This is a genomic window from Nonomuraea sp. KM90 (assembly GCF_052246675.1).
Lineage (GTDB): Bacteria > Actinomycetota > Actinomycetes > Streptosporangiales > Streptosporangiaceae > Nonomuraea.
This window is the reverse complement of the sequence record NZ_JBQQCB010000013.1, coordinates 159,082-185,426: the sequence shown is the minus strand read 5'-3', so window position 1 is coordinate 185,426 and position 26,345 is coordinate 159,082. Positions and strand designations below refer to the sequence as shown.

Here is a 26,345-nt window from a genome sequence, read left to right as displayed (position 1 = left end):
CCATGGGGGGTGGGGGAGGGGGGGGGGGGGGGGGTGGGTCAGCCGGCCTTGCGGTCGAGGGGGGAGGTCAGGCCGGCGACGGCGGCCACCACTTCCGAGGCGTTGGAGAGGTCGGGCAGCACCACGTCGGCCCCCGCCTCGCGTAGCTCGCCCGCCATCGAGCGGCCCGACGCGACCCCGATCATCGCGGCCCCGCCGATCTTGGCCGCCTGCACGTCCCGCGTGGAGTCCCCGATCACCACGGTGTTGGCCGCCGTGAACGGCGTGCCGAGCCGCTGCTTGGCCCGCGACTGCGCCACCTGCAGCAGCGTCGCCTTCGGGTAGACCTCCTCGCCGTAACCCCCGAGGTCGAAGTCGATGTGCTTGTCGAGCCCGAACGCCTTCAGCTTGTGCACGGCGTTGCTCTTGATCGTCCCGGTCAGCACCGTCTGGACCACGCCGTCGAGCCGGGACACCGACTTCAGCGCGTCCTTGGCCCCGGGCATCATCCGCCCCTCCTTCGCCAGCCGCCCGCGCCGGTCGGCGAAGGCCGTGGCGAGCGCGGCCAGGAACCGGGGCAGGTGGCCGTCCTCGGCCACGATGCCGTTGACGGCGAGCGTCTCGAAGACGATCTCTGAGTCGGGGCGGCCGAGCGGGGGCACGAGTTTGACCAGCGGGCGCCCGGTCACCAGGCGGAACGCCTCGGCGTAGGCGTCTCTGGTCACGATGGCGACGTCGACCAGTGTCAGGTCGACGTTCCACAGCACAAGGCGATTGATGGCGGCCTCCTGAGGGATCCCTGCAAGGGTACGGCCGTCGCCGCGCTCAGGGCTCCTGCCTGACCGATTTAAGCATGATCAGGCATAGTCGAACGCTTCGGCCAGCGTGTCCACCACCGGCAGCCCGGTGCCCTCCAGCTCCGCCCTGGTGGTCATCCCGCCGGTGTAGAGCACCGCCCTGGCGCCCACGTGCTTGGCGGCGAGCCCGTCGTCGATGCTGTCGCCGATCACCAGGATCTCGTCGGCGTCGACCCCGATGGCCTCGATGTGCGCGGTCATGTGCGCGGCCTTCTCGCCACCGGTGGCCCCCGTGAGGCCGTCGATCCGGGTGAAGTGCGGGGTGATGCCGAACGACTCGACCTTGGGCACGAGGTGGGCGTGCGGCGCCATCGAGCAGAGCGACTGGGTGCCCGTCCAGTTGGACAGCAGCAGCTCGGCGTCCGGGGCCAGCCCGCACACGTCGCTCAGCCGGTAGTAGTGCTCGTGGAACCCGTCATCGAGCAGCTCCCACTCGCCCTCGCCGAGCGGGCGGCCGAGCAGGCGCTCGTAGGCGACCCAGATGGGCCGGGTGTAGACCGCGCGGAAGCCGTCGGCGGTCAGCTCGGGCAGCGCGTACGGCCTGAAGATTTCGTTGGTGGCCCCGACCACGGCGTCCACGTCGTGGAAGAGCGTGCCGTTCCAATCCCAGATTATGTGCTTCGTCATGTTGCATCCAGCCTAGATGGCCGGTGTGACATTCCGGTGAACCAGGGGCCGCGCCCGCGCGGCCACGACCCCCTCGATCGCGCTAGCGGCAGGCCTTGCCCGTGGTGCCGGAGCCGTTCTGGCCGCCGTTGCCGCCGCCCCACTGCACCGAGGCGCTGCCCCAGGCGCACATGTTGTTGGCCCAGAGCATGTCGCCCCAGTGCCGGCCGCCGTTGCCGGCCTTGAAGCGGAAGGTGTCGTGGCGGCCGTCGGCGGTGTACACGCTGATGCTGCCGCGCATGGACGTGCCGGTCCTGATCTCGATCCAGTTGGTCTTGCACCTGCCGGACCACATGAGCTTGATCGTCCCCACCTGGCCGTGGGCCCGGCTCTTGATCGTGGCGGACTTCACCGCGCGGGCGGAGTTGCCGCAGCCCGACCTGTAGGGGTCCTGATGGTCGTACGGCTTGAGCGCAGCCTGGGCGTGCGCGGGAGAGCCCGCCAGGAGGGTCATCGCACCTATGGCGATCGCCGCGACTCGACGCTTCACGTGGTACCGACTCCTTCGATCAGACGAATGTGCTGCGTCGGGACCTTAGCGAGGCGCTGCTCCCTTCGGCCGAGGAAGCGCACCCCATGTGATCTCACCGTTATGAACCGAGGAGGTCGGGAATCTCCTGGGTCGCGTACCACATGAGCTCGTGCGCCTCCGCCCCGTCCACGGTGAACCGCGCGTCGTCGTCGCCCTGGTCGGAGGCGGGCAGCGCGGCGATGGCGGCCTCGACGTCGGGGACCGCGAACTCGTCGTCGATGTGCACCGAAGCCACCTTGGCCACCGGGATCGGCTCGGCGAGGCGTACTCTGGCGCGCTCCTCCAGATCGACCCCGGCGGCCACCGAGCGGTCCGGCACCTCGGCAGCGATCACCACGCGCCGGGGCGGCGCCTCGACGCCGTCGGCGCGGTCGGCGGCCAGCATGCGCAGCGAGGCGCGGGCCGCCTCGGTGAGCGCGACGTATTCGAGCTCCTCGGTGTCCCCCGAGGCGTACCACTCGGTCAGCGCGGGGGTCACCGCATAACCGGTCAGCGGGGCCGGGCCCAGCTCTCCGGCCTCGACCGCCGAGGCCAGGGCCGGAAGAGTGCACGGCAGATAGACGCGCATGACGAACCTTTCCAAGCTTGCGAGGGCACTGCTATGGGGAAACCAGCGTCACCAGACCGCCACCCTACTCATAGTGCCTGGTCAAGACCGAAGTGATGGCCTACTTCAGCCTGAGGCGCAGGAGGGTCTCCAGCTCCGCGATCGTGGTGTCCGCGTCGCGGTGGTGGATCCCCGCGATGCCGAGTGCCTGCGCGGCGACGATGTTGGCCTCGATGTCGTCGACGAACACGCACTCCTCGCCGGCCAGGCCGATCTGGCCGAGGGCGTGGTGGAAGATGCGCGGTTCGGGCTTGCGCATGCCGACCTCGCCGGAGATCACGACCGCGTCGAAGAGCTCCTCCCAGTCGTCCCGGGGGTAGGTGTTGGACCAGGAGTTGGACAGCAGGCAGGTCTTGAGACCGCTCTGTCGTACGTCGCGCAGCATGTCGTACATCGCGTCGACCCGCTCGAAGCCCGCGAACATGCGCTCCAGCAGCCCTTCGGCCACCGGCGGCACCCCGTCCAGGGTGAGCAGCCGGGAGGCCAGGTCGCGCTCGAAGGAGGACCCGTCGATCTCGCCCCGTTCGAGGGCGTGGATGAGGCTCTCGCCGTCGCCCCCGCTGTAGGCGTGGTCGATGAGTTCGCGCATCACGGTGTAGTAGCGGTCCCTGTCGATCCGGTCCGCCACGATCCAGCGCGCGATGGAGTCGGAGAGGCTGGTCGTCAGCACCCCGCCCCAGTCGATGAGCACACCCGTAACCATCGTTCTAGGGTAGAGCGTCCCGCAAATGACTTTAACGCGACTCGGCCATTTATCTATGGATTAAACCCATCTAAAAGGATGTCCGTAATATCCAGTTAAGGTGTTCCCCCAGCGTTAGATCGCTACCCAGAAGGGACCGCCGTGCGGACGACGATCCTGATCATCTCCCCGGAAGAGTGGACCGCTCCGGGACTCGAACTCTTCCAATTCGCCCCTATCATCCCAGGTGGACCTGAATGGTTCACCAAACCGGTCCTGATTGTCCTGCTGAGCTCGGTCATCGCCATCGCCCTGTGCTGGGCCGCGTTCGCCAAGCCGAAGATCGTGCCACGGGGCTGGCAGAGCATCGGCGAGTACACCTACGACTTCGTACGCGACCACATCGCCAGACCCAGCCTGGGCAAGGACTCCGACCGCTGGATGGGCCTGCTCCTGACGATCTTCCTCACCGTGCTCATCTGGAACCTGATGGGCGTCGTCCCGTTCATCCAGTACCCTGTCGCCGCCAGCGTCAACTTCCCGGCGGTGCTGGCGCTCAGCGTGTACGGCGTCAAGATCTACCTCGGCGTCAAGCACCACGGCGTACGCGGCTACCTGCGCGGCATCGTGCACCTGCCCGGCCTGCCCGGCTGGGCGTACGGGCTCTACGCCCCGCTGATCCTCGCCGAGGTGTTCATCACCTCGCTGTTCACCCACTTCATCCGGCTGTTCGCGAACATGTTCGCCGGCCACGTCATCGTGGCCTTCTTCAGCTCGGTGGGCTTCTGGTTCCTGTTCGAGCAGCTCACCCCGCTGGGCGCGGGCCTCGGCGTCCTCGGCGTGCTGATGACGATCCTGATGACCGCGTTCGAGATGTTCATCCAGTACGTGCAGGCGTTCCTGTTCGCCATGCTGGCCGCGATGTTCATCGCCAGCGGGCTGCGCGGCGCGCACTAATTCCCGGCTCGGGCGGCCAGCCTGCGGTGCTCGGCCGAGCGCAGCACGCCGGCCGCCTCCTCCGCCGAGGCCACGGGCGCCTCGGTCAGCAGTCCCTTGTTCTGCTTGAGCGTCAGCAACCTGGTGACCGACTGGTCGAGGCGCTGCTCGGAGATCCGGCCCGACTTCACCGCCGCCAGCACCGCCTCGTAGGCCCTGGGCAGGTCGTTGGGCATGAGCAGCAGGTCGGCCCCGGCCAGCACGGCCCGCACCGCGATCTCCCCGTCGTTGTACTTCTTGCGCACCCCGGCCATGTTGAGCGCGTCGGTGGAGATCACGCCCTTGAATCCGAGCTGCTCCCGGAGCAGGCCGGTCAGGATGGGCTTGGACAGCGTCGCCGGGTCGCCGGACGAGTCGAGCTTGGGGAAGACGATGTGGGCGCTCATCACGGCGTCGACGCCCGCGCCGATGGCGGCCTTGAACGGCGGCGCGTCGATCCGCTCCCACTCCGACTTCGTGTGCTTGATCACCGGCAGCCCGGTGTGGCTGTCCACGGAGGTGTCGCCGTGCCCCGGGAAGTGCTTGGCGGTGGCGGCGATCTTCGCCTCGCCGAAGCCCTTGACCGCCGCGGCGACCATCTTGGCCACCCGCTGCGGATCGTCGCCGAAGGCCCGCCTGCCGATGACCGGGTTGCGCGGGTTGACGTTCACGTCGGCGACGGGGGCGAAGTCGAGGTTGACGCCGAGCGCGCGCAGCTCGTCGCCGGTCGCCTTGGCCACCTCTCTCGACAGGCCGGTGTCCCGGGACGCGCCGATCTGGGAGGCGCCGGGGAAGTCCGTCATGAGGGCGGACATCCGGGACACCAGGCCGTTCTCCTGGTCGGTGCCGATCAGCAGCGGCACCTCGTCCGAGGCGCGCTGCAGGCCGTTGGTGAGGCCGACGACCTGGCCGATGCTCTTGACGTTCTGCGGGAAGAGGATCACGCCGCCCAGGTGGTATTTCGCGATCACCTTGGCCGGGGTCCGGGCGGCGTATCGGGCCTGGTTCTCGCCCGAGACCGTGTCGGCGGCGGTGCCGTACAGGACGGGCATGAAGAGCTGGCCGACCTTCTCCTCCACGCTCATTTTCGCCAGGACCCGCTGGACCGGGCTCTGCTGCGGCGCCGCCGTCGTCTGAGCGGGCGTCTGAGTGGGCGTCTGCGCGGGCGGGGCGGCCTTGCCCCCGGTCGGCGCCGAACCAGCCGTGCCGGCCGTGCCGGCCGTGCCCGGGGAGGCCCCGCCACCGCCGCACGCAGTGAGCGCGATCACCAGGAGCCCTGTCGTGCCGATCCGTCGAAGCATGCCTTCAAAGGTATCCATGTGACGACCCGGCCGGGCCCGGCGCTTACCGAAACCGGCCGGAACTACAACCCCAGCCTGCCGAGCCCGGGCAGGTGAACGCGGGCCGCCGCACGCGCGTCGGCCGCCGAAGGTTGCGCCCGCGCCGCCCCGGCCGCCGTCCGGCACTGCTCCAGCGTGTGCGCGGCCAGCCCGGCGCGTACGGCCGCCAGCGCGGACGGCGCCATCGACAGCGAGGTCACCCCGAGGCCGGCCAGCACGCAGGCCAGGGCCGGATCCGCGGCCGCCTCCCCGCAGACCCCGCACGGCTTGCCCGCCCGCCCCGCGGCCTGCGCGGCCATGGCCACCAGGTCGAGCAGCGCCGGCTGCCACGGATCGTGCAACGTGCTCACGGCGCCGAGCTGGCGGTCGGCGCCGAAGGCGTACTGGCTCAGGTCGTTCGTGCCGATCGAGACGAAGTTCACCCTGGCGAGCAGGTCGCGGGCCCGGAGCGCGGCCGCCGGGACCTCGATCATCACGCCGACGTCCGCCAGGCCCTTCTCCCGGCACTCCCGGGCGAACCACGCGGCCTCCTCGGCCGTGGCCACCATCGGCGCCATCACCTGCAGCCCCGCGCCGGCGACCTCCGCCAGCGCGCCCAGCTGCGCGTCCATCACCTCGGGGAACTTCCGGAACGTGCGCAGGCCGCGCTCCCCCAGCGCCGGGTTCGGCTCGGTGGGCGACGGCAGGAACGCCAGCGGCTTGTCCGCGCCGGCGTCCAGCGTCCGCACCACCACCTTGCCGCCCGGGAACGCCGCCAGCGCCGCCCCGTACGCCTGCCGCTGCTCCTCGGCGGAGGGCGGCTCGGCGCGGTCGAGGAAGAGGAACTCGGTCCGGTAGAGCCCGACGCCCTCCGCGCCCGCGGCCACGGCGGCGTCGAGGTCGGCCGGGCCGCCGACGTTGGCCAGCAGCGGCACCCGGTGCCCGTCGGCGGTCGCGCCGGGACCGGTCCACGACGCGAGCGCGGCCTGCCGGGCCGTGGCGGCGCCGACCGCGTCGGCCACGTCGGCCTCGGCGGGCTGCACGCGTACGTCGCCGGAGGTCCCGTCCACCATCACCTGGACGCCCGGCGGGATGCCGGTCGCGCCCGGGCAGGCCACGACGGCGGGCACGCCCATCGCCCTGGCCATGATCGCGGTATGGCTGGTCGGGCCGCCCTCCTCGGTGACGAACGCGACCACGTGCTCCCTGGACAGCAGCGCGGTGTCGGCGGGGGCGAGATCCCTGGCGACCAGCACGTACGGCTCCGCGGGCCGCGACGGCAGCGCCGGAATGGCCTGCCCGTAGAGCAAGGCGATCACGCGATCCCTGATGTCGCCCAGATCGGCGGCCCGCTCGCCCAGATATCCGCCGGACCCGGCCAGCACGTCCCGATATTTCGTGAAAGCTTCGAAGACGGCCCTGGGAGCGGCCAGGCCGCGGTCGATCAGCGACCTCACCTTCACGACCAGCCCCGGGTCCTCGGCCATCAGCGCCTGGGCCTTGAGGATCTCCTCGGCCTCGCCGCCCGCCTGGTTGCCGCGGGCCTCCAGCTCGCCCGCGACCCGCGTGAGCGCGGTCATCGCGCGCTCTTTCTCCTGCTCCGCCTCACCGGTGTAGGTGGCGCCCTCGGGGGGTTCGGGCACGGAGACGGTCAGAACGTAAGAGGGCCCGTGCCCGATCCCCGGGCTGACCCCCACCCCCCGCAGGTTCATGGCGTACTGGCTATCGTGGCCAGCTCGTCGAGCACTTCCTCGGCGCCCTCGCCCTCCGCGGAGATCACCACGGTCTCGCCCTGGCGGACGTCGAGGGCCATGATCGCGAGGATGCTCTTGCCGTTGACCGGGCCACCGCCGTGGGACTTCGCCACCGTGATGTCCATCGGGGCCAGCTTGGCCCGCGAGACGAACGTCGCCGCGGGACGGGCGTGCAGCCCTACCTCCGCCGCCACGGTGACCTTGCGCTCACCCATCGTGCCGCTCCTCCTTCTGTGCCGGTCCAGACCACCCGGACCTGTGGACGTCAGCGCCGGCCGCTCGGGGCAAATCTGGCGCTTCTCTATTGTGCCGGGCCTATTGTGACGGGTCCGGCCCAATACGGAGGCAGCGACCGGCGTCACATCCAAGCCGGCCGGAGCGGCCACTATTCCCATCTGAAGAGCTCGTCTCCCGCGTGCACCGCGCCCTCCCGGACCCCGCTCAGGGCCTCGGAAAACGCGTCCAGCGCGACGACGGGGCAGACCGGCGAGCGGCCGCCCGCCTCGATGACCGCCGGGTCCCACGCGACGACCGGCTGCCCGGCGCTCACCCTGTCGCCCTCGGCCGCCAGCAACTGGAACCCCTTCCCCTTGAGCTGGACAGTGTCGATGCCCAGGTGCACCAGCACGCCCTTGCCGTCGTCCCCCACGATGACGTACGCGTGCGGGTGCAGTTTCATTATTTTTCCCGCTATGGGGGCCAGGGCATTCCCGGGCCCCCGCAGCGGATCGATCGCCGTTCCCGGCCCGACCAGGCCCGCCGCGAACACCGGATCGGGCACGGCGGCCAACCCCACAGCTGCCCCCTCAACCGGGGCGAGAACAGTCGTCATGGTCTCGCCCTTAGCCGATGATGTCCTCGATGTCGCTGGCGATCGTGTCCGCCTCCGGTCCGACGACGACCTGGACCACGTTCCCCGCGGCCATCACGCCATGCGCGCCGGCCGCCTTGAGCGCCGTCTGATCCACCTTGGCCGCGTCGCGCACCTCGGTGCGCAAGCGGGTGATGCAGGGCTCGATGTCGATGATGTTGTCGGCGCCGCCCAGCCCGGCGATGATCGCATTCACATCCGCCGCCATCCGGTCCTCCCTAGGACTAGCACTCTGACCAGGCTAGATCAGTCGGTCTGGGTGACCTTGTTCAGGCCGCGCGGCGCGTCGGGGTCGATGCCGAGCCGGCGGGCCAGCGCCTCGGTGAGCAGCTGCCCCGGCACGATGAGGCCCATGGGGGCCAGCCATTCGGGCAGGTCGGGGCCGTTCAGCGCGGCCGTGCCGGCCCGGGCGAGCGCGGTGCCGCCCCCGATCGTGTACGCCGCCGCCCCCGCCGCCACGACCCGCTCGGCCAGCGCGACCGTCCCCTGCAGCGTCGGGCTGTTCTCGGAGGCCACCAGCAGCGCCGGCGTGTCGGCGTCCACCACGGCGATGGGGCCGTGCAGCAGGTCGGCGTACGACAGGCCCATGGCGTGCAGGTAGCAGGCCTCCTTCAGCTTCAGCGCGGTCTCCAGCGCCGTCGAGAACGCCAGCCCCCGCCCGGACACGACCACGCCCGGCTTGTCGAGCAGCCCCTCGACCACGGCGTCCAGGTCCCCCGGCTCCGCGACCAGCTTCTCCACCGCCTCGGGCACCCGCTGCAGCTCGTCCGCGTCGACGTCCGCGCCCAGCCCGATGGCGAGCACCGCCAGCGCCGCGAGCTGCGTCGTGTACGTCTTCGTGGCCGGGACGGCCTTCTCCTCGCCCGCCACCGTGCACAGGGCGACGTCGGCCGCCTGCGCCAGCGGGCTGTCCGGGCCCCCATTCGTGATGCCGACGGCCTTGGCCCCGCAGTCCTTGGCCCAGGTCAGCGTCTCGACGATCTCCTCGGTCCGCCCCGACTGCGAGATGGCGACCGCCAGCACGCCGTCCAGGTCGAGGCGGCGCTTGTACGTGGTCGCGATCGACGGCGCCGCCAGCGCGGACAGCCGCCCGGCGTGCGATTCGACCAGGTAGCGCCCGTACACTGCTGCGTTGTCGGAGGTGCCACGTGCGATGAACAGCAACTGGCGAGTCTGCTCGCCCATGGCCTTGATCTCATCGACTTTGGGGAGCAGGGAGTCCAGCGTGGCCCGCAGCGCGGTCGGCTGCTCGGCGATCTCGCTGCGCATCTTGGTGGTCATCTCGGGCTCATCCCTCAACTCATTGCGGTTCAGACTTGACCGTCTTTCGCGACATGTGGTCTAGTCCGGACTAGACCAGTACGAACCATAGCCCATTGCCCAGGTAGTGACGAGGGGAGGATCCGTGGCGCACATCGATCCGGACAGCCCGGTGCCCAAGTATTTCCAGCTTCGCGAGATCCTGCTGGACCTCATCGACAGCGACGAGCTCAGCATCGGGGCGGCCATCCCGTCCGAGCGCGAGCTCTGCCAGCGCTTCGGCCTGTCCAGGATGACCGTACGGCAGGCCGTCGACCACCTCGTGTCCGAGGGCCGCCTGCACCGCGTGCCCGGCAAGGGGACGTTCGTCGCCCGGCCGAAGATCGAGCTGGCCCTGCAGCTCACGTCGTTCACCGACGACATGCGGGCGCGGGGCATGATCCCGGGCTCGCGCGACCTCGACCGCCGGATCGTGCGCGCCAGCGCCCATCTGGCCAAGGAGCTGGGCATCCAGCCGGGCGAGGAGGTGCATTTCATCGAGCGCCTGCGTACGGCCGACGGCGAGCCGCTGTCGATCGAACGGGCCCACATCCCGGTCAAGCTCGCCCCGGACCTGGCCGACTACGACTTGTCGGATAAATCACTGTATGAGCTGCTGGAGAGCCGCTACGGGCTCGTCATGGACGCCGGGGAGCTCACCATCGACGGCGGCATCGCCGACCCGAGCGACGCCGACCTGCTGAAACTGCCGCGCGGCGGGGCCGTACTGCTGCTGCAGCGCCGGTCGTTCTCGGGCGGCGCCTGCGCGGAGCTGGGCGTGTCCACGTACCGCGCGGACCGCTACCAGCTGCGCACCCTCCTCGAGATGCCCTCCAGGCGGAGCTGACACCCGGCCGGTCCTTCACCGCCGACACCCCTACCCCCTCGGAGAGTCCCGGAGAAACCCGTTCCCCGCGATACCCGGCTCCCGGAGGATCGAACCCAGAGTCCAGTCCTGGCCCCCACAGGCCCCGGAGGAACGACCGGTGAACGAGACCACCGCCGCCCGGCCTTCGCCGTTCGCTCGCGTGATGACCGTGCTCCAGCGGCTGGGCCGCTCCCTGATGCTGCCCATCGCCGCCCTGCCGGCGGCCGCCCTGCTGCTGCGCTTCGGCCAGCCCGACATGCTCGGCTCCAACGGCGCCGAGCCGGGCGGGCTGGCCGACGTGGCGGGCCTGGCCTGGATGAACCAGGTGGCCGACGTGCTGGCGGCAGCCGGGGCCGCGCTGTTCGAGAACCTGCCGCTGCTGTTCGCCGTGGGCGTGGCCATCGGCTTCGCCCGCAAGTCCGACGGCTCCACGGCCCTCGCCGCCGTGGTCGGCTACCTGGTCTTCGACCGGGTGACGAAGGTGATGTTCTTCGGCTCGGACATCCGGGACACCGTAAGCATCACGGAGGTGCAGGACCAGGGCATCAAGGAGATCATCAACTACGGCATGCAGAACCCCACCAAGGTCCTCGGCGGCATCGTCATGGGCCTGGTCGCGGCGTTGCTCTGGCAGCGCTTCCACCGCATCAAGCTGCCGTCGTGGCTGGCGTTCTTCGGGGGGCGGCGCTTCGTACCGATCATCACCTCGATCGTGGCCCTGCTCATCGGCGTGGTCTTCGGCTGGCTCTGGCCGGTGATCGGCGAGTGGATCCGGCACGGCGGCGAGGCCCTGACCGCCATCGGCCCGATCGGCACCGGCATCTACGGCCTGATCAACCGCCTGCTGATCCCCCTGGGCCTGCACCACTTCGTCAACTCGGTGGTCTGGTACGTGGTGCCGCAGTGCGACGTCGGCGGCCGGGTGCTGGGCGGCGACTGGAACTGCTACTTCGGCGGCGCCCCGCACTCGGGCCAGTTCATGGCCGGCTTCTTCCCCGTCATGATGTTCGCCCTGCCGGCCGCCGCCCTGGCGATGTGGCGCGCGGCGCCCAAGCACCGGCGGGCCACGGTGGGCGGGATCATGTTGTCGGCGGGGCTGGCGTCGTTCGTCACGGGGATCACGGAGCCGATCGAGTTCGCCTTCATCTTCGTGGCCCCCCTGCTGCTGGTGGTCCACGCGGTCCTGACGGGCGTGGCGATGGCCCTGACCACGCTGATCGGCGGCCAGCTCGGCTTCGGCTTCTCCGCCGGGCTGCTGGACATGCTGCTGAACGCCAGCAAGTCGAACACCGAGAACCTGCCCGGCATCCTGCTCCTGGGCGTGATCTACGGCGTGCTCTACTACGTCGTGTTCACGTTCCTGATCCGCAGGCTCAACATCCTGACCCCCGGCCGCGAACCCGAGCCCGACCTCGACTCCGGCGAGACCTAGCGGCGTTTCCCGCGGAACCGCCAGGGGGTAGTAACCCTCCAACCCCCGCGTCACGAACGGACACACCTGCCGCGGGGGGTGACCAGGACCATGCGCGCAGCCTGGTGGTCATCGACCTTCGCCGTGCTGCAACGCATTGGCCGCTCGCTCATGATGCCCATCGCGGTGCTCCCGGCCGCGGGCCTGCTCTACCGCTTCGGCCAGGACGACATGCTCGGCAAGGACGGCCTGGGCGGCACCCTGCCCTGGCTCCTCCCGGTGGCCAGGGTCATGGCCGCGGCCGGCGGGGCCCTCTTCGACAACCTCCCGCTGCTGTTCGCCGTGGGGGTGGCGATCGGCTTCGCCCGCAGGTCCGACGGCTCGACGGCGCTGGCGGCCCTGGTCGGCTACCTGGTCTTCGACCACGTGACCAAGACCCTGTTCTTCGAGGCGGGGCACGGCGCGGTCTACACCAAGGTCGCCGTGACCCTCCAGAACGGCGCCCCCACCCTCAACGTGGGCGCCCCGAACCCCACGGGCGTGCTGGGCGGCATCCTCATCGGCATCACGGCCGCCCTCCTCTGGCAGCGCTTCCACCGCCTGAAGCCGCCCGCCTGGCTGGCCTTCTTCGGCGGCCGCCGCGCCGTGCCCATCATCACCGCCGTCGCCGCCCTGGTCCTCGGCGTCGCCTTCGGCCTCCTCTGGCGCCCGGTGGGCGACTGGCTGGCGGAGGTCGGCGACTGGCTCTCGGCCCACGGCACGGCCGGGACCGGCATCTACGGCGTGGCCAACCGCCTGCTCATCCCCATCGGCCTGCACCACTTCCTCAACACCATCGTGTGGTTCACGCTGCCGGAGTGCCACGCGGGCGTGGACGGCGCGACTCGGAACGCGGCGGGCGACCTGAACTGCTATTTCGCCGGCGAGCAGGGGGCGGGCATCTTCATGACCGGCTTCTTCCCGGTCATGATGTTCGGTCTCCTGGGCGCCGCCCTCGCGATGTGGCGCGCCGCCCCACCGGCCCGCCGCCCCGCTGTGGGGGGCATCCTGCTCTCGGCCGCCCTGACGGCCTTCGTCACGGGCATCACCGAGCCCCTGGAGTTCGCCTTCATCTTCGTCGCCCCCGCGCTCTTCGTCCTCCACGCCCTCCTGACGGGCCTGTCCATGGCCCTGATGGCCGAACTCGGCGCCCGCCTGGGCTTCACGTTCTCGGGAGGCGCCATCGACCTGCTGCTGAACGCCGGCAAGTCCAACACGCACGGCCTGGGGCTGATCATCCTGTTCGGCCTGGCGTACCTGCTTCTCTACTACGCCCTCTTCACCCTCCTGATCCGCGCCCTCGACCTGCCCACCCCCGGCCGCGAGCCCCCTCAGGAAAGGGACGTTACCCAAACCCGGGAACCGACCGACCCAAACGGTTTGGGATAGCCCCAGACCCCACTGATCAGGCCCGCAACACCCTGGCACCTCCCGAAGAGGGAATCCAACTTCCCACAACCTTCCCCCACAAAAACGCGCGAAGTCGGTCACCGACCGCGGAAGTTGGCGTGATTTGTATTCCTGAGCCGGGCCGAAAACTCCTTATATCGATTCTTTCTCCACCCAAGGAATTGGAGGATCGCGTGTCCCCGGCATCCCGCATCGGCCTCACCCCCGCCCCCGAGCCGTCCCGCGACGAGGAACGACCACCGCGGACCCCGGCCACCCAGGGCGCGCTGGCCCTGGACACCCGCCCCCTGGTATGGGGCCCGCCGGGCGCCATGCCCGACGAGCGCAAGCTCCGCCACCTCGGCCAGGCCCTGGCCGAGGTGCTCGCCGGTCGCCGCCCGCCCGAGACCATGGCCGACCGGCTCACCGACCGCGCCTACCGGGAGCTGGTGAGAGCGGGCCGGATGATCCACGCCAGCCGGCCCCCGTTCGCCAGGAGCGTGCACATGAAAGAGCCCCGCGACGGCGCCATAGAAATGTGCGTTCTCGTGCACTGCGGCGACCGCGACCACGTCCTCGCCGTACGCCTGGAAAGACAGGGGCTGCAATGGCTGTGCACCGACTTCGAAACGGCGTAGCGGACGTGCGACCCCAATAAAAAGACCCCCACCTGGAAAGTGGGGGTCTTCGAAGGAATTAGGATCAGGCCGCGTGCTTCGGGTCTCCGTGGCAGCGCTTGTACTTCTTGCCCGACCCACACGGGCAAGGCGCGTTGCGCTCCACGTTCCCGTACGCCGCCCGCTCCTCCTGCGTGGTGCGGACCTTCACGTGCTCGACCTCACCCTGCTCGCCGGGCGCGGAGTATTCGAGCTCGGCGGGCCGCTCCGGCCCCCGCAGCCCGCGCGCGATGATCGAGCGGGTCTCCGCCAGCACCGCGTCCTCTTCCTCGACGATCGGGTTTTCCTGCACCTCCACCTCGAGGTTGAACAGGAAGCCGACGGAGTCCTCCTTGATGCCCTCGAGCATCGCGGCGAACATCTCGTAACCCTCGCGGGCATATTCGATCTTCGGGTCCTTCTGCGCGTAGGCCCGCATGCCGATGCCCTCGCGCAGGTAGTCCATCTCGTAGAGGTGCTCGCGCCACTTGCGGTCGAGGACCGAGAGGATCACGCGGCGCTCGAGGTCACGCATGGTCTCGGCGCCGAACTCCTCCTCGCGCCGGTCGTAGGCGGCCAGCGCGTCGGCCTTGACCTTCTCGCTGATGAGCTCGGCGGTCAGCTCCTCGCGGCCGCCGGCCTCCTCGATGAGGTCCTCGGCCCGGACGGAGACCGGGTAGAGCTCCCCGAACGCCTTCCACAGCTTGTCGAGGTCCCACTCCTCGGCGAAGCCCTCGGCCGTGGCGCCCTGGACGTAGCCCTGGATCACCTCGCCGACGAAGCCGCGCACCTGCTCGTGCAGGTCGGCGCCCTCCAGCACGCGGTGGCGCTCGGCGTAGATGACCTTGCGCTGGCGGTCCATCACCTCGTCGTACTTCAGAACGTCCTTGCGGATCTCGAAGTTCTGCTGCTCGACCTGGTGCTGGGCGGAGGCGATGGCCTTGGAGACGATGCCGGACTCGATCGGCTGGTCGTCGGGGATCTGCAGTCTGGTCATGATCATCTCGACGCGGGCCGAGTTGAACAGGCGCATCAGGTCGTCGCCGAGCGACAGGTAGAAGCGCGACTCGCCGGGGTCGCCCTGACGGCCGGAGCGGCCGCGGAGCTGGTTGTCGATGCGGCGCGACTCGTGCCGCTCGGTGCCCAGGACGTAGAGGCCGCCGAGCGCGGTGACCTCGTCGTGCTCGGCCTGGACCGCCGCCCGCGCCTTCTCCAGCGCCTCGGGGTAGGCCTTCTCGTATTCCTCCGGCGTCTCGACCGGGTCGAGGCCGCGCTGGCGCAGCTCGAGGTCGGCGCGGAACTCGGAGTTGCCGCCGAGCATGATGTCGGTGCCTCGACCGGCCATGTTGGTGGCGACGGTGACGGCGCCCTTGCGGCCCGCCTCGGCGATGATCGACGCCTCACGCGCGTGGTTCTTCGCGTTGAGCACCTCGTGCGGCACGCCGCGCCGCTTGAGCGCCTTCGACAGCCGCTCCGACTTCGCCACCGAGGTCGTGCCGACGAGCACCGGCTGGCCGGCCTCGTAGCGCTCCTTGATGTCCTCGACCACCGCGTCGAACTTGGCGTCCTCCGTCTTGTACACCACGTCGGCCTGGTCCTTGCGGATCATCGGCCGGTTGGTGGGGATGGGGACGACGCCCAGCTTGTACGTCTGGTGGAACTCGTTGGCCTCCGTGGCCGCCGTGCCGGTCATCCCGGCCAGCTTGTCGTAGAGGCGGAAGTAGTTCTGCAGGGTGACCGTGGCGAGAGTCTGGTTCTCGTCCTTGATCTTCACGCTCTCTTTGGCCTCGATGGCCTGGTGCATGCCCTCGTTGTAGCGGCGGCCGTGCAGGATGCGGCCGGTGAACTCGTCGACGATCAGGACCTCGCCGTCGGAGACGATGTAGTCCTTGTCCTTCTTGAACAGCTCTTTGGCCTTGAGCGCGTTGTTCAGGAAGCCGACGAGGTGGGTGTGCTCCGGCTTGTAGAGGTTGTCGATGCCGAGCCAGTCCTCGACCTTCTCGACACCGGCCTCCAGGATGCCGACCGTGCGCTTCTTCTCGTCGACGATGTAGTCGCCGGTGCTCTCCTCGCCCGGGTTCTTCGCCTCGACACCCCTGCGCAGGCGGGGGACGATCTTGGCGAACTCCTGGTACCACTTGCCCGACTGCTCGCCGGGGCCGGAGATGATCAGCGGCGTGCGGGCCTCGTCGATCAGGATCGAGTCGACCTCGTCGACGATCGCGTAGTTGTGGCCCCGCTGCACGCACTCCTCGAGCGACCACGCCATGTTGTCGCGCAGGTAGTCGAAGCCGAACTCGTTGTTGGTGCCGTAGGTGATGTCGGCTTGGTATTGCTTGCGCCGCTCCTCGGGCTGCTGGCCGGAGATGATGCATCCGACCTCGAGGCCGAGGAAGCGGTGAATGCGACCCATGGTCTCCGCGTCACGCTTGGCCAGGTAGTCGTTGACCGTGATGACGTGCACGCCCTTGCCGGAGATGGCGTTGAGATAGGACGGGAGCGTACAGGTCAGGGTCTTGCCCTCACCGGTCTTCATCTCCGAGATGTTGCCCAGATGAAGGTTGGCGCCACCCATGATCTGCACGTCGTACGGTCGCTGGCCGAGCACGCGGCGGGACGCCTCGCGCACGGTCGCGAACGCCTCGGGAAGCAGATCGTCGAGGGTTTCGCCGTCCGCATAGCGCTGCTTGAATTCGTCCGTCAGCGCACGCAACTCCGCGTCGGACAGGCTCGTGAAGTCGTCCTCGATGGAGTTGACCTGGTCTGCGATCCGCTTGAGCTTGCGCAGGATCTTGCCTTCGCCGGCACGTAGGATCTTGTCGAGAATGGCTGCCACTTTATGTAAAGCTCCTCGCAGGTCTACCCCGGCGGCGCCGCCAGGAGGAGAGGCCGAGACAAACTTCCCCGTTGCCATCGTAGGCGGTTCCGCAACCAGACACAGCCACCGTGACGACGAGGGCGCAGAACCTGTCTGGGAGAATGGGTCAAGGCAGAGGGTATGCCGGTTGAGCGCCGGCTCGCACCAATAAGCGGGATATCCGGCAAAGGAAGGATTAGTCATGGTTGAGGGGAAGAAGTCGGAGCAAACGGAGAATCTCGGCAGCCACGGGGGGCGCGCGTCTTCGTGGCTCGCGGTGACCGTGATGCTGGTGGGAACCGTCGTGGCCGGCTTCGGGCTGACTGCCGCCAACTGGACGCTCGTCTGGATCGGCGCCGGCGTGTTCGTCGTCGGCGGTGTCCTCGCCCTCGTCTTCGACATCTTCACCGATGTCGTGATCGACGCGCCCCGCGTGGGCATGCGCGCTGAAGATCACCGCTGAGCAGGCTCCACCGGCGGGCGCCCGATCCAGGGCCGCCCGCCGTTTCCATGCCCGGCCCCGGATCGACACGTGCGGCCCCACCCCCGGCCCCGGATCGACACGTGCGGCCCCACCTCGGCCCCGTCGGCACCTGCCCCGGCGCTGTAGGCGCCGTCCCGCTCCCGTCAGCGCCCGCCCCGCTACTGGAGGCGCGGGTCCGTTCCTGACGGCGCCAGCTGGGCCCTGGCGGCGTTCGTCCCGGTCCTGACGGCACCCGTCGCCGTCCTGGCGGACTCCGGGCGCAGTCCTGACGGCGCCCGTCGCCGTTCTGGCGGATTCCGGGCGCCGCCCTGGTGGCTTTTGGGCGCCGCCCTGGTGGCACCAGCCCGATTTTCTGTCGGTGCCCGCCGCTAGATTGCTCGCATGCATCGCCGTACGTACACGCAGACATGACCGGTGCGATCGACCTGACCCCCGAGGAGGCGCGCCGGGTCGTCCTGCGCTCGCAGGGCTTCGTCGGCGCCGGGGCGCGCAAGGGCGGGGTGCGGGCCATGCTGCGCAGGCTGGGCGCCGTGCAACTCGACACGATCTCGGTCCTGGCCCGCTCCCACGAGCTGGTCGCGTACGCCCGCCTGGGCGCGGTGGGCCGCTCCGACGTCGAGCGCGCCTACTGGCACAATCCCGCCCAGAGCTTCGAATACTGGTGTCACGCCGCCTGCATCCTGCCGATCGAGCACTGGCCGCTCTATTCGTTCCGCCGCCGGGCGTTTCGCGAGCGGCGTTATCGCTGGCACGAGGTCCCCGACGGGGTGGAGAAGCTCCTCGACCAGGTCCGCGAGTCGGGCCCGCTGACCACCTCCGACGTGGGCGGCGCCAAGAACGGCGGCCCGTGGTGGGACTGGTCCGAGTCGAAGATCGGCCTGGAGTGGCTGCTCGACATCGGTGAGCTGGTCTGCACCCGCCGCGTGGGCTGGCGCCGCGTCTACGACCTGGCCGAGCGTGTCGTCCCCGCCGAGCTCCTGGCCGAAGACCTGTCCGACGAGGAGTGCGTCGTACGCCTGGCCGGCATCGCGGGCCGATCGCTGGGCGTGGCCAACCGCACCGACCTCATCGACTTCCTGCGCCTCAAGGGCCGCCACGCGGCGATCCTCGACGAGGTCCTGCTCAGCGGCGCGGCGGGCCTGGTGCCCGTGACGGTGAGCGGCTGGCCGGGCAGGAAGGGCCTGGCCAACGCGTGGGCGGATCCGGTGGCCCTGGAGTCGGAGCCGCGTGGCCGGCACCGCACGACGCTGGTGTCGCCGTTCGACTCGCTCATCTGGCACCGGGGGCGCACCGAGCGAGTGTTCGGCTTCACGTACACGCTGGAGCTCTACGTCCCCAAGCACAAGCGGGTGCACGGCTATTTCACGATGCCGGTGCTGTCCGGGGGCCGCCTGATCGGGCGTGTCGACCCCGCGCGCGAGGGCTCCACGCTGGTGGCCAGGCAACTCAGCCTGGAGCCGGGCCTCTCGGCCGCCAAGTGGGCCGACGCCTTACGGGAGGCCCTGTGGTCGGCGGCCGAGTGGGTGGGCTGCGACGCCGTACGCGTCGAACGCGCCGACCCTCCTGAGCTGCTCCCGATCCTGAACGCCCCTCGCCCGACCTGAGCCGCCCCCGCCCCCGCCGCCCAGCCGATCCCCATCCGGACCACGGTTCATCGGAGCTGGGCCGGGGCTGCCGAGCTGAGCCTCCGGGCGTGGCGGGCCGAATCTTTGGGCGTGGCGGGCCGAATCTTGGGGTTGGCGGTAAGTCTCCGGGCGTGGCGGACCGAGAGCGACCGAGTGCTGAGCCGACCGGGCACCGAGCGAACCGCGGGCGCCGAGCAAGCCGGGCGCTGAGCCGAACCGGCGCTGAGCCGACCGGGCGCTGAGCGAACCGGCGGGGGCCGAGCAAGCCGGGCGCTGAGCCGGACCGGGCAGCCGAGTGGACGCGGACCGCCCGCCCTGCGCGGCCGATCAGGCCCCAACCGTCCCGCCCGAGCCGAGCCGAGGCGGGGGTCAGGTGATCTCGAGCATCCGCTCCCGTACCGCGTAGACCACGGCCTCCATGCGCGAGTGAAGCTGAAGTTTGTCGAGGATGTTGCGCACGTGGTTCTTCACGGTGTTCTCGGAGATGAACAGCTGCTTGGCGATCTCGCGGTTGTTCATGCCCTTGGCCACCAGCCGGAGGACCTCCATCTCCCGGTCGGTCAGCCGGGGGACGGGGAGCTGGGGAGGCCGCTCGGCCTCCTTGCGGCTCATGTTGGCGAACTCGCTGATCAGCTTGGCCGCCATCGCCGGGTTGATTAACGACTGGCCTTCGTGCACGCCGCGCACCGCGGCGGGGACGTCGTTGATCTGGACGTCCTTGAGCAGGTAGCCGGTGGCTCCCGCCTTGATGGCCTCGAAGAGGTCTTCTTCTTCGTCGCTGACCGTCAGCATGATGATGCGGGTGCTCGGGACAGAGGCCTTGATGCCCTTCGTCGCCTCGATCCCGTCCTGCCGGGGCATGCGTACGTCCATGAGAGCGACGTCGGGCATGAGGCGATCGGCCAGTTCGACCGCCTCCTGCCCGTCGCTCGCCTCACCGACCACCTCGATATCGGGCTCAGCGGCCAGCGCCAGCGCCAGGCTCCGCCTGATCAGCTCGTGATCGTCAACGATCATCACGCGGATCGGCTCGCTCGCCGGCGCGCGGACCTCGCCAGACTCGGTCACGAGGCCTCCTCGATCCGCCTCGCGACGGTCCACCTCGCGACGGTCCGCCTCGCGCCTGCCTTTCCCTCGCTTCGCTCGCTCATCTGTACCTGACTGAGCTCGCTCACGTCTCCTCCTCGTCGGGGGGCCAGAGCCGTTGAACCGCCATGATGGCATGTACCGGCGGTTCTCGGGTGGTCGAGAAGATCTTTTAGCGCGCGATCAGGGCTCTACGAGCCGCAACACGCCGTAGTTGTAGCCGCGTCTGTTGTAGACGACGCACGGCTGGCCGCTCTCCTTGTCACGGAACAGGTAGAAATCGTGTCCGACCAGCTCCATCTCCAGCAGGGCCTGGTCGATGGTCATGGGTTCCGCTCGGTGGAACTTCTCCCGCACGATGAGCGGCCCGTCGCCGTCCATCTCGATCGGGACGATGTCGTCGTAGAGCTGGTCACTCTTCTGCTGCAGCTCGTCCTCGTCGGGCTCGACCTGCTTGGGGACGGTGGGCTGCGTGGTGGGCGCGAGGTCGGCGACGTCAGGGAGCGTCGCGGTGATCTGCGCCACCGAGGGCGGGCAATGGTTGCCGTGATGGACCTTGCGCCGGTCGGCCAGCCGCCGGAGGCGGCCTTCCAGCTTGTCGAGGGCCATGTCGAGGGCTGCGAATCGGTCGTCGGCCGAGGCCTCGGCACGAATGGCCGGTCCTCGCGAGTGAATGGTCAGCTCGACGCGCTCCCGCTGACCGGCGAGGCGCGGATTGCGTTCCTTCGACACCTCCACATCGACTCGGATGAGTTTGTTGTCCAGACGTTCGATCCTGGCCAGCTTGGTCGTCACTTGGTCTCGGAACCGATCACTGACTCCTGTGTGCCGGCCCTTGACGATGATGTCCATGCAACAGCCCCCCTTCGTCTAACGACTGAGCAAGAGCGCCCGACGATGTGCGTGTCGGACGGGGTCTTCTGTCTGCCTTTCTGTCACCGTTACCCTCTTCCGACTCGGCGTCACCGGGAACTCGGGCGGCACCCGCCCGGCCGACCTGGTCTTCGACCCCACATCCGCCTGCTGAGGGTTTCGCAGCTCTGATGCCACTACTGCCCTTCTCTTCTGACGGGGGACATCTGGACCCCCGGGAAGGCAGGACTTACCCCTAAGCCGCACCGTGATCGGTCGACAAAGAGTCGCCTTACGTGGACCGTTTTGCCTGCGGCTGGCATCGGCTAGCAGAGCCGGGAACCCCGACCCTGCGCAACCACGGACCCGAACGGGTGCCATGTCAGAACGCTATCCGCATCCAGCACGAATGTCAGCCGGAGCATCGGCCAAAGGATCACTTTCCGTGATTTTCGCGGGGTCGGTAAGCGCCTTCCGATGCCCTATTTAACCGATCGGCATCCCTTATGAGTGCGGGTCTCCCGTCCGCTGAGCAGCCCCACCGCCGCCCCAAGGGAAGACACATGTGACCTCCGGGCTAGTATCACGATTTGGATCTTTCTTTACACACCGTCACCGTAATGAGTTTCAAGATCTTCGGCGTGTCGCGCCCGCCGTCACCGCCAGCGGCACCACGACCCCGTGTGCCCGCAGGGCCCTGGCGGCCTCGGCGAGGGTCGCGCCGGTCGTGACGATGTCGTCCACGAGCAGCGCACGAGCCGCTGGAGGGCCTTTCGCGGCCGGTCGCACCTGAAGTGACCCGGCGAGGTTGGAGCCTCTCTCGGCGGAGCTCAGGCCCGCCTGGTCCGCCACCCGCCTGGTCTGCCCCAGCCCCGCCCACACCACGGCCCCCAGCCCGAGCCCCCGCAGCCGTGCGGCGACCAGCGTCGCGAGCCTGCCCACGGGATCGTGCCCCCGGCCCCGGACGCTCCGCCGCGTGCTGGGCACCGGCACCACGGCGAACCGCCCGCCCGTCCACTCGGCGGCGTGCCCCATGGCCGCCACCACCGTCCGGGTCACCGCCTCCGCCAGCACCCCCGCCAGGGACACGACGCCCCGCTCCTTGTAGGCCACGATCGTCCTGCGCACGACCCCCTCGTAGGGGGCCGCCGCCCAGCAGTCGGGCAGCCCGGGCGGCGCGGGACTCGGGAGCCGCCTGGCCGGGGCGCCGGTCAGGGCGGTGAAGCAGCGCGCGCAGCACGACGCCCCCTTGGCGCCGCACCCCGCGCAGGAGGGCGGAAGGACCAGATCGAGTACGGCGTTCAGCACGCGGCCCAGCATGCCCCCCGCCACCGACGGTTTCCGCCGGCACCTCGACGGATCAGCCCAGGGGGAACAGCGGGGCGCCGGCGCCGGAGTCGATCTTGGGCGTCCAGGTCTGCCGGTCCTGGCCCAGTTCGATGAGCTTGGTGCTGTTGTCCGCCTTCGCCTCCGCCAGCACCCGGTCGCCCAGGGCGGCCAGGGACACGAGCCGGTCCTTCAGCGGCACCCCGGTGGTCTCCCCGTCGCCGACGTTGATCTCGCTGAGGATCTGCCCGGCCTTGCTCTCCACCAGCACCAGCACATGCTCGTCATCCCCCCAGACGACGTCGAGGATCTCGTCGCCCTCCTCGGTCGTGGTCAGCGACTGGAGGTTCCCCAGCGTCACCCCCGTGCCCTCACCGATCAGCGCGCCGATCTGGACGGTGTTCTTCCCGATGGTCACCACCACCCGGACGCCGTCCCTGGCGATCCTCAGCCGGGTGACGTCCAGCCCGTCCAACTGCTCGGGCACGCCGACCTGCCCGGTCCGCCCGCTGCCGGGGTCGTAGCGCAGCAGGGCGGCGTTCTTGCGGTCGTACGTCCACAGGGACCCGTCGCGGTGCCAGGTGGGCGGCGTGAGGTCCGTACCCTGGATGACCTCCTGCCAGCGTCCCTCCTGCGTCAGGGCCGCCACGGAGATGCCGGTCGAGGTCCTGGCGGCGACCAGGCCGTTGCGCTCCTTGGAGAGGGCGAAGCCGGAATAGCCCTCGCGCGGCTCGCCCGCCGCGCCCGCCACTGCGCCCCCCGGACCGTCCTTGCCCAGGTACTGGATCGCGCCCTTGCCGACGAAGTAGGCGGTGTCGCTGCTGTCGTCGAGCCAGCTCTCCTCGGAGTTGGGCCGGTCGATGAAGTACTGCTCGCCGTCCACCTGGACCTCGATGATGCGGCCCTTGGCGATCTCGTTCATGTTGAGGCTGTACCGGATCTGGGCCCTCAGCGCGGCCTCGGCGCTCAGGTCGCTCAGGTCGAGCGGGCCGGACAGGCTGATCACCACGCGCTCCTCGCCCGACCTGATCGACTCGATCTCGGTCCCGGACGGGAAGCTGCTGGTCACCGCGCCCTGCAGGGCCCCGGTCGGCGGCTTGAGCAGGCGTTCGAGCACGGTCTGCGCGAAGGTCTCGGTGGTCTTCAGCCGCAGGCGTACGCGATCGGCGACCAGCCGGTCCTGCAGGCCCCGGTTGAGGTAGTAGAGGTTCGTCGGCCGGTACGCCCGCGCCACGTCGGCGGCGGTGAGCAGGAGCCCGGGGGGCAGGTCGTTGACGCGGTAGCCGCCCTTCGGGTCCTTGACCAGCTCGTACGGCTTCACCCACGGGCCGGCCGTCGGCGCGTACGAGTCGTCCTGGTTGATGATGGCCGCATAGCGACCCTTGAGCGTGACCTTCTGCGTCGTCTCCGTGCCGTCGCGCGGAGGGGGCGGCACGACCTCGTAACCGTCCTCGATCACCGTCACGGGGCCCGAGGCCGAGTCCTTCCACTTGGACAGGGCCGTGGGGGTCAGGTACTGCTCCAGGATCGACGGGTCGTCCGGATAGGCGGCCATCGCGGCCTGCAGACCCCTGATGGTCTCCTCGGTGCCCCAGTCGCGCTGGGGCGGGATGGCGATCATGCGCTGGAACGACTTGCTGAGGGGGTCGCCGCCCCCGGCGTCGTTCACGGTGTACGGGCCGCTCACGGGGATCACGGTGCAGCCCGAGCCCGCGCAGACCACGGCGGCCACGATCGCCACCGCCATGCCGAGCCGCCTAGTCCTCGTCATGCCCGGCCCCGTCTCCCGTCGCCGGCAGCAGCACGGGCGTCATGGCGGTGCGCCACGTACGGCGCATCTCGATCTCGGGCGGCACCAGCGACAGGGGCGAGCCCTTCAGGTCGATCCCGGCCGACCTGGGCAGCGTCAGCCGGAACTGCGAGCCCTCGCCGGGCTGCCCCCACGCCTGCAGCCAGCCGCCGTGCAGCGTGGCGTCCTCGCGGGAGATTGCCAGCCCGAGGCCGGTGCCGCCGATGGTCCTGGCCCGCGACGGGTCGGCCCGCCAGAACCGGTCGAACACCATCGTGTCCTCCCCGCCCTTCAGTCCGATCCCGTGGTCGCGTACGGCGACGGCCACCGCGTCCCTGTCGGCGCCCACGGTGACCACGATGTCCCGGCCCTCGCCGTGCTCGATGGCGTTGAACAGCAGGTTGCGCAGGATCCGCTCGACCCGCCGGTTGTCGACCTCGGCCATGCACGGCTCGTTGGGCAGCCTGAGCTCGAAGCGGGTGGCGTGCCGCTCGGCCAGCGCCTCGGAGTCGCCGATCGCGCGCAGCACCACGTCGCGGATGTCCACGGAGTCGAGGTCGAGCGTGGCCGCGCCCGCGTCGTAGCGGCTGATCTCCAGCAGGTCGGCCAGCATCGACTCGAACCGCTCCAGCTGCGCCTGCATGAGCTCCGCCGAGCGGGCGGCCATCGGGTCGAAGTCCTCGCGGGCGTCGTACAGCAGGTCGGCGGCCATGCGCACGGTCGTCAGCGGCGTGCGCAGCTCGTGGGAGACGTCGGAGACGAACTGCCGCTGGACCTGGGAGAGCTCCTCCAGCTGATGGATCTTCAGCGCCAGGTTGGCGGCCATCTCGTTGAACGAGTTCGCCAGGCGGGCCAGGTCGTCCTCGCCGCGCACCTTGAGCCGCTCGTCCAGCTTGCCGGAGGCCAGCCGCTCGGCGGCCTGGCGCGCCAGGCGTACGGGGGTGACGACCTGCCGGGCGACCAGGTACGCGATGGCGGCCAGCAGCAGCACGAGCCCGAGGCCCACCACGACGATGGCGAGCCTGACGTTGGACAGCAGCTCCTCTTCCTCGTCGAACGGGAAGAAGTGGTAGACCTCGTAGTCCTCGCCGCTGATGGGCAGGTGCACGACGCCGCCGACCACGTACGTCAGCCTGGGCTGGCTCTCACCGGCGAACTTGATCGACTCGGTGTACCCGACGGCCTTGTCGTACTTGTACTCGCGGATGTTGCGCTGCAGGTTCAGCCGGAGCCCCCACGGCACGTTGGCCGGCGCCACGCTGCCCGACGCCCGGGACTCGCCCGGGGTCGTCAGGTTGAGGATCAGCACTTCGTAGCGCTTCTCCGAGCCGCCCTCGCCCGAGCCGGTGATGGTGTCCATGACCTCGTCGAGCGGGATGCCCGAGCCCTGCTTGCCGCTGTCGGCGGCCTTGGCCGGGTCGTCGGCCTCGGGGGCCAGCGCGTCGGCGATCTGCAGCCGGTCGGCGAACGCCTCGCTGCTGGAGGAGCGCTGGCTGCTGTCCACGACCGACTTGTTGATCTGGCCGAACAGGAACGTCCCCAGCACCACCACCACGATGACCGAGATCACCAGCGTGCTGGTGACCACCTGGAGCTGCAGCGAGCGCCGCCACGCGCGGCGCGTCCTGCCTGCCGCGCGACGTACCCGCCGGCGAACTCCCCCGAGGATCTGGCGGAGCGTGCGTCGGCGGGATCTCTTCTTCTTCGTCGGGGGCATGGCAGGGGAGGGCGAGGGTTAGGCGGGGCCGGCTTTGTAGCCGACGCCGCGAACCGTCACGACGATCTCGGGGTGCTCGGGGTCCTTCTCGATCTTGGCCCGGAGCCGCTGCACGTGGACGTTGACCAGCCGCGTGTCGGCGGCGTGCCGGTAGCCCCACACCTGCTCGAGCAGGACCTCGCGGGTGAAGACCTGGCGCGGCTTGCGGGCCAGCGCCACCAGCAGGTCGAACTCCAGCGGCGTGAGGTTGATCGTCTCCTCGCCGCGCTTGACCGAGTGGCCGGCCACGTCGATGGTGATGTCGCCGATCTGGAGGATCTCAGGGGTCGGCTCGTCGGTACGGCGCAGCCGCGCCCGCACCCTGGCCACCAGCTCCTTCGGCTTGAACGGCTTGACGATGTAGTCGTCGGCGCCCGACTCGAGCCCGAGCACGACGTCGATCGTGTCGCTCTTGGCCGTGAGCATGACGATGGGCACCCCCGACTCAGCCCTGATCCTGCGCGCGACGTCGATGCCGTCGGCCCCCGGCAGCATCAGGTCGAGCAGAACCAGATCCGGGCGTGTATCCCGGAACGCGTCGAGGGCCTTGTCGCCGTCGGAGACAAATGACGGCTCGAAGCCTTCCCCCCGCAACACGATCCCCAGCATCTCGGCGAGAGCGGCGTCGTCATCGACGACCAGCACGCGACCTTTCATGGCCCCTCA

General features: G+C 69.8%; 25 protein-coding genes. 7 read left to right on the top strand and 18 right to left on the bottom strand.

The window, feature by feature from the left end; all coding sequences use genetic code 11:
• Positions 1 to 38: 38 nt before the first annotated feature.
• From ACTWPW_RS17540 to ACTWPW_RS17520, 5 genes are all read right to left on the bottom strand, one after another.
• Complete coding sequence (locus ACTWPW_RS17540; protein WP_364119385.1) at positions 39 to 746, bottom strand: HAD family hydrolase; 708 nt, start codon at positions 744 to 746, stop codon at positions 39 to 41.
• Positions 747 to 836: 90 nt separating this feature from the next.
• Positions 837 to 1,463 carry an HAD family hydrolase gene (locus ACTWPW_RS17535; RefSeq protein WP_375116402.1) on the bottom strand — a complete coding sequence of 209 codons (627 nt, stop codon included), beginning with the start codon at positions 1,461 to 1,463 and terminating at the stop codon, positions 837 to 839.
• A gap of 82 nt (positions 1,464 to 1,545) precedes the next feature.
• Complete coding sequence (locus ACTWPW_RS17530; RefSeq protein WP_443169269.1) at positions 1,546 to 1,992, bottom strand: DUF2690 domain-containing protein; 447 nt, start codon at positions 1,990 to 1,992, stop codon at positions 1,546 to 1,548.
• 100 nt (positions 1,993 to 2,092) lie between these two features.
• Complete coding sequence (locus ACTWPW_RS17525) at positions 2,093 to 2,602, bottom strand: DUF6912 family protein (RefSeq protein WP_375116400.1); 510 nt, start codon at positions 2,600 to 2,602, stop codon at positions 2,093 to 2,095.
• Positions 2,603 to 2,702: 100 nt separating this feature from the next.
• Complete coding sequence (locus ACTWPW_RS17520; RefSeq protein ID WP_375116399.1) at positions 2,703 to 3,344, bottom strand: HAD family hydrolase; 642 nt, start codon at positions 3,342 to 3,344, stop codon at positions 2,703 to 2,705.
• Between the two features lie 141 nt (positions 3,345 to 3,485).
• Between ACTWPW_RS17520 and ACTWPW_RS17515 the strand changes: the two genes are divergently transcribed.
• Positions 3,486 to 4,280, top strand: a complete 795-nt coding sequence (locus ACTWPW_RS17515; RefSeq protein WP_443169268.1) for a F0F1 ATP synthase subunit A — start codon at positions 3,486 to 3,488, stop codon at positions 4,278 to 4,280.
• Here ACTWPW_RS17515 and nagZ read toward each other — a convergent pair.
• The 6 genes from nagZ to ACTWPW_RS17485 form a co-directional block, all read right to left on the bottom strand.
• Entirely contained in the window at positions 4,277 to 5,599 is a 1,323-nt protein-coding gene (gene nagZ, locus ACTWPW_RS17510) for a beta-N-acetylhexosaminidase (protein WP_443169267.1), read from the bottom strand. The genes ACTWPW_RS17515 and nagZ overlap by 4 nt on opposite strands.
• 62 nt (positions 5,600 to 5,661) lie before the next feature.
• Complete coding sequence (gene ptsP / locus ACTWPW_RS17505) at positions 5,662 to 7,329, bottom strand: phosphoenolpyruvate--protein phosphotransferase (protein WP_375116396.1); 1,668 nt, start codon at positions 7,327 to 7,329, stop codon at positions 5,662 to 5,664.
• Complete coding sequence (locus ACTWPW_RS17500; RefSeq protein WP_364119408.1) at positions 7,326 to 7,586, bottom strand: HPr family phosphocarrier protein; 261 nt, start codon at positions 7,584 to 7,586, stop codon at positions 7,326 to 7,328. Before ACTWPW_RS17500 ends, ptsP begins: the two co-directional genes overlap by 4 nt.
• 170 nt (positions 7,587 to 7,756) lie before the next feature.
• A complete protein-coding gene (locus ACTWPW_RS17495) occupies positions 7,757 to 8,203 on the bottom strand; it encodes a PTS sugar transporter subunit IIA (protein WP_364119411.1) in 447 nt (148 codons plus the stop codon).
• A gap of 10 nt (positions 8,204 to 8,213) precedes the next feature.
• Positions 8,214 to 8,450: a PTS glucose/sucrose transporter subunit IIB gene (locus ACTWPW_RS17490; protein ID WP_364119414.1), complete on the bottom strand. Its 237-nt coding sequence runs from the start codon at positions 8,448 to 8,450 to the stop codon at positions 8,214 to 8,216.
• Between the two features lie 38 nt (positions 8,451 to 8,488).
• Positions 8,489 to 9,523 (bottom strand): SIS domain-containing protein, encoded by a 1,035-nt coding sequence (locus ACTWPW_RS17485; protein ID WP_375116395.1) that lies wholly within the window; start codon positions 9,521 to 9,523, stop codon positions 8,489 to 8,491.
• A gap of 124 nt (positions 9,524 to 9,647) precedes the next feature.
• Here ACTWPW_RS17485 and ACTWPW_RS17480 point away from each other — a divergent pair, with 124 nt between their 5' ends.
• The 4 genes from ACTWPW_RS17480 to ACTWPW_RS17465 all read left to right on the top strand — a co-directional run bounded on the left by ACTWPW_RS17480 (position 9,648) and on the right by ACTWPW_RS17465 (position 13,886).
• Entirely contained in the window at positions 9,648 to 10,388 is a 741-nt protein-coding gene (locus ACTWPW_RS17480; RefSeq protein ID WP_364119420.1) for a GntR family transcriptional regulator, read from the top strand.
• A gap of 139 nt (positions 10,389 to 10,527) precedes the next feature.
• On the top strand, positions 10,528 to 11,841 hold the full coding sequence (locus ACTWPW_RS17475) for a PTS transporter subunit EIIC (protein ID WP_443169266.1): 1,314 nt from the start codon (positions 10,528 to 10,530) through the stop codon (positions 11,839 to 11,841).
• A gap of 90 nt (positions 11,842 to 11,931) precedes the next feature.
• Positions 11,932 to 13,248, top strand: coding sequence for a PTS transporter subunit EIIC (locus ACTWPW_RS17470; protein WP_443169265.1), 1,317 nt, complete (start codon positions 11,932 to 11,934; stop codon positions 13,246 to 13,248).
• A 194-nt stretch (positions 13,249 to 13,442) separates the two neighbouring features.
• On the top strand, positions 13,443 to 13,886 hold the full coding sequence (locus tag ACTWPW_RS17465; RefSeq protein ID WP_375116392.1) for an Rv3235 family protein: 444 nt from the start codon (positions 13,443 to 13,445) through the stop codon (positions 13,884 to 13,886).
• Between the two features lie 64 nt (positions 13,887 to 13,950).
• On the opposite strand, the gene secA is transcribed toward ACTWPW_RS17465, so the two are convergent.
• Positions 13,951 to 16,740, bottom strand: a complete 2,790-nt coding sequence (gene secA / locus ACTWPW_RS17460) for a preprotein translocase subunit SecA (protein ID WP_375116391.1) — start codon at positions 16,738 to 16,740, stop codon at positions 13,951 to 13,953.
• A 223-nt stretch (positions 16,741 to 16,963) separates the two neighbouring features.
• Between secA and ACTWPW_RS17455 the strand changes: the two genes are divergently transcribed.
• Complete coding sequence (locus ACTWPW_RS17455; protein ID WP_364119434.1) at positions 16,964 to 17,224, top strand: HGxxPAAW family protein; 261 nt, start codon at positions 16,964 to 16,966, stop codon at positions 17,222 to 17,224.
• A gap of 428 nt (positions 17,225 to 17,652) precedes the next feature.
• Positions 17,653 to 18,849, top strand: coding sequence for a winged helix-turn-helix domain-containing protein (locus tag ACTWPW_RS17450; protein WP_443169264.1), 1,197 nt, complete (start codon positions 17,653 to 17,655; stop codon positions 18,847 to 18,849).
• 390 nt (positions 18,850 to 19,239) lie between these two features.
• Here ACTWPW_RS17450 and ACTWPW_RS17445 read toward each other — a convergent pair whose 3' ends face one another.
• From ACTWPW_RS17445 to mtrA, 6 genes are all read right to left on the bottom strand, one after another.
• Positions 19,240 to 19,887, bottom strand: coding sequence for a response regulator (locus ACTWPW_RS17445; RefSeq protein WP_206067986.1), 648 nt, complete (start codon positions 19,885 to 19,887; stop codon positions 19,240 to 19,242).
• A gap of 252 nt (positions 19,888 to 20,139) precedes the next feature.
• Entirely contained in the window at positions 20,140 to 20,808 is a 669-nt protein-coding gene (hpf, locus tag ACTWPW_RS17440; RefSeq protein ID WP_375116389.1) for a ribosome hibernation-promoting factor, HPF/YfiA family, read from the bottom strand.
• A 627-nt stretch (positions 20,809 to 21,435) separates the two neighbouring features.
• Positions 21,436 to 22,116 carry a ComF family protein gene (locus ACTWPW_RS17435; RefSeq protein WP_375116388.1) on the bottom strand — a complete coding sequence of 227 codons (681 nt, stop codon included), beginning with the start codon at positions 22,114 to 22,116 and terminating at the stop codon, positions 21,436 to 21,438.
• Positions 22,117 to 22,168: 52 nt separating this feature from the next.
• The gene (locus ACTWPW_RS17430; RefSeq protein ID WP_443169263.1) at positions 22,169 to 23,905 is read right to left on the bottom strand and encodes an LpqB family beta-propeller domain-containing protein; all 1,737 of its coding nucleotides are present in this window, start codon (positions 23,903 to 23,905) and stop codon (positions 22,169 to 22,171) included.
• Complete coding sequence (mtrB, locus tag ACTWPW_RS17425; RefSeq protein WP_375116386.1) at positions 23,892 to 25,640, bottom strand: MtrAB system histidine kinase MtrB; 1,749 nt, start codon at positions 25,638 to 25,640, stop codon at positions 23,892 to 23,894. Before mtrB ends, ACTWPW_RS17430 begins: the two co-directional genes overlap by 14 nt.
• A gap of 18 nt (positions 25,641 to 25,658) precedes the next feature.
• Positions 25,659 to 26,336 (bottom strand): MtrAB system response regulator MtrA, encoded by a 678-nt coding sequence (mtrA, locus tag ACTWPW_RS17420; RefSeq protein WP_043620615.1) that lies wholly within the window; start codon positions 26,334 to 26,336, stop codon positions 25,659 to 25,661.
• Between the last annotated feature and the right edge of the window lie 9 nt (positions 26,337 to 26,345).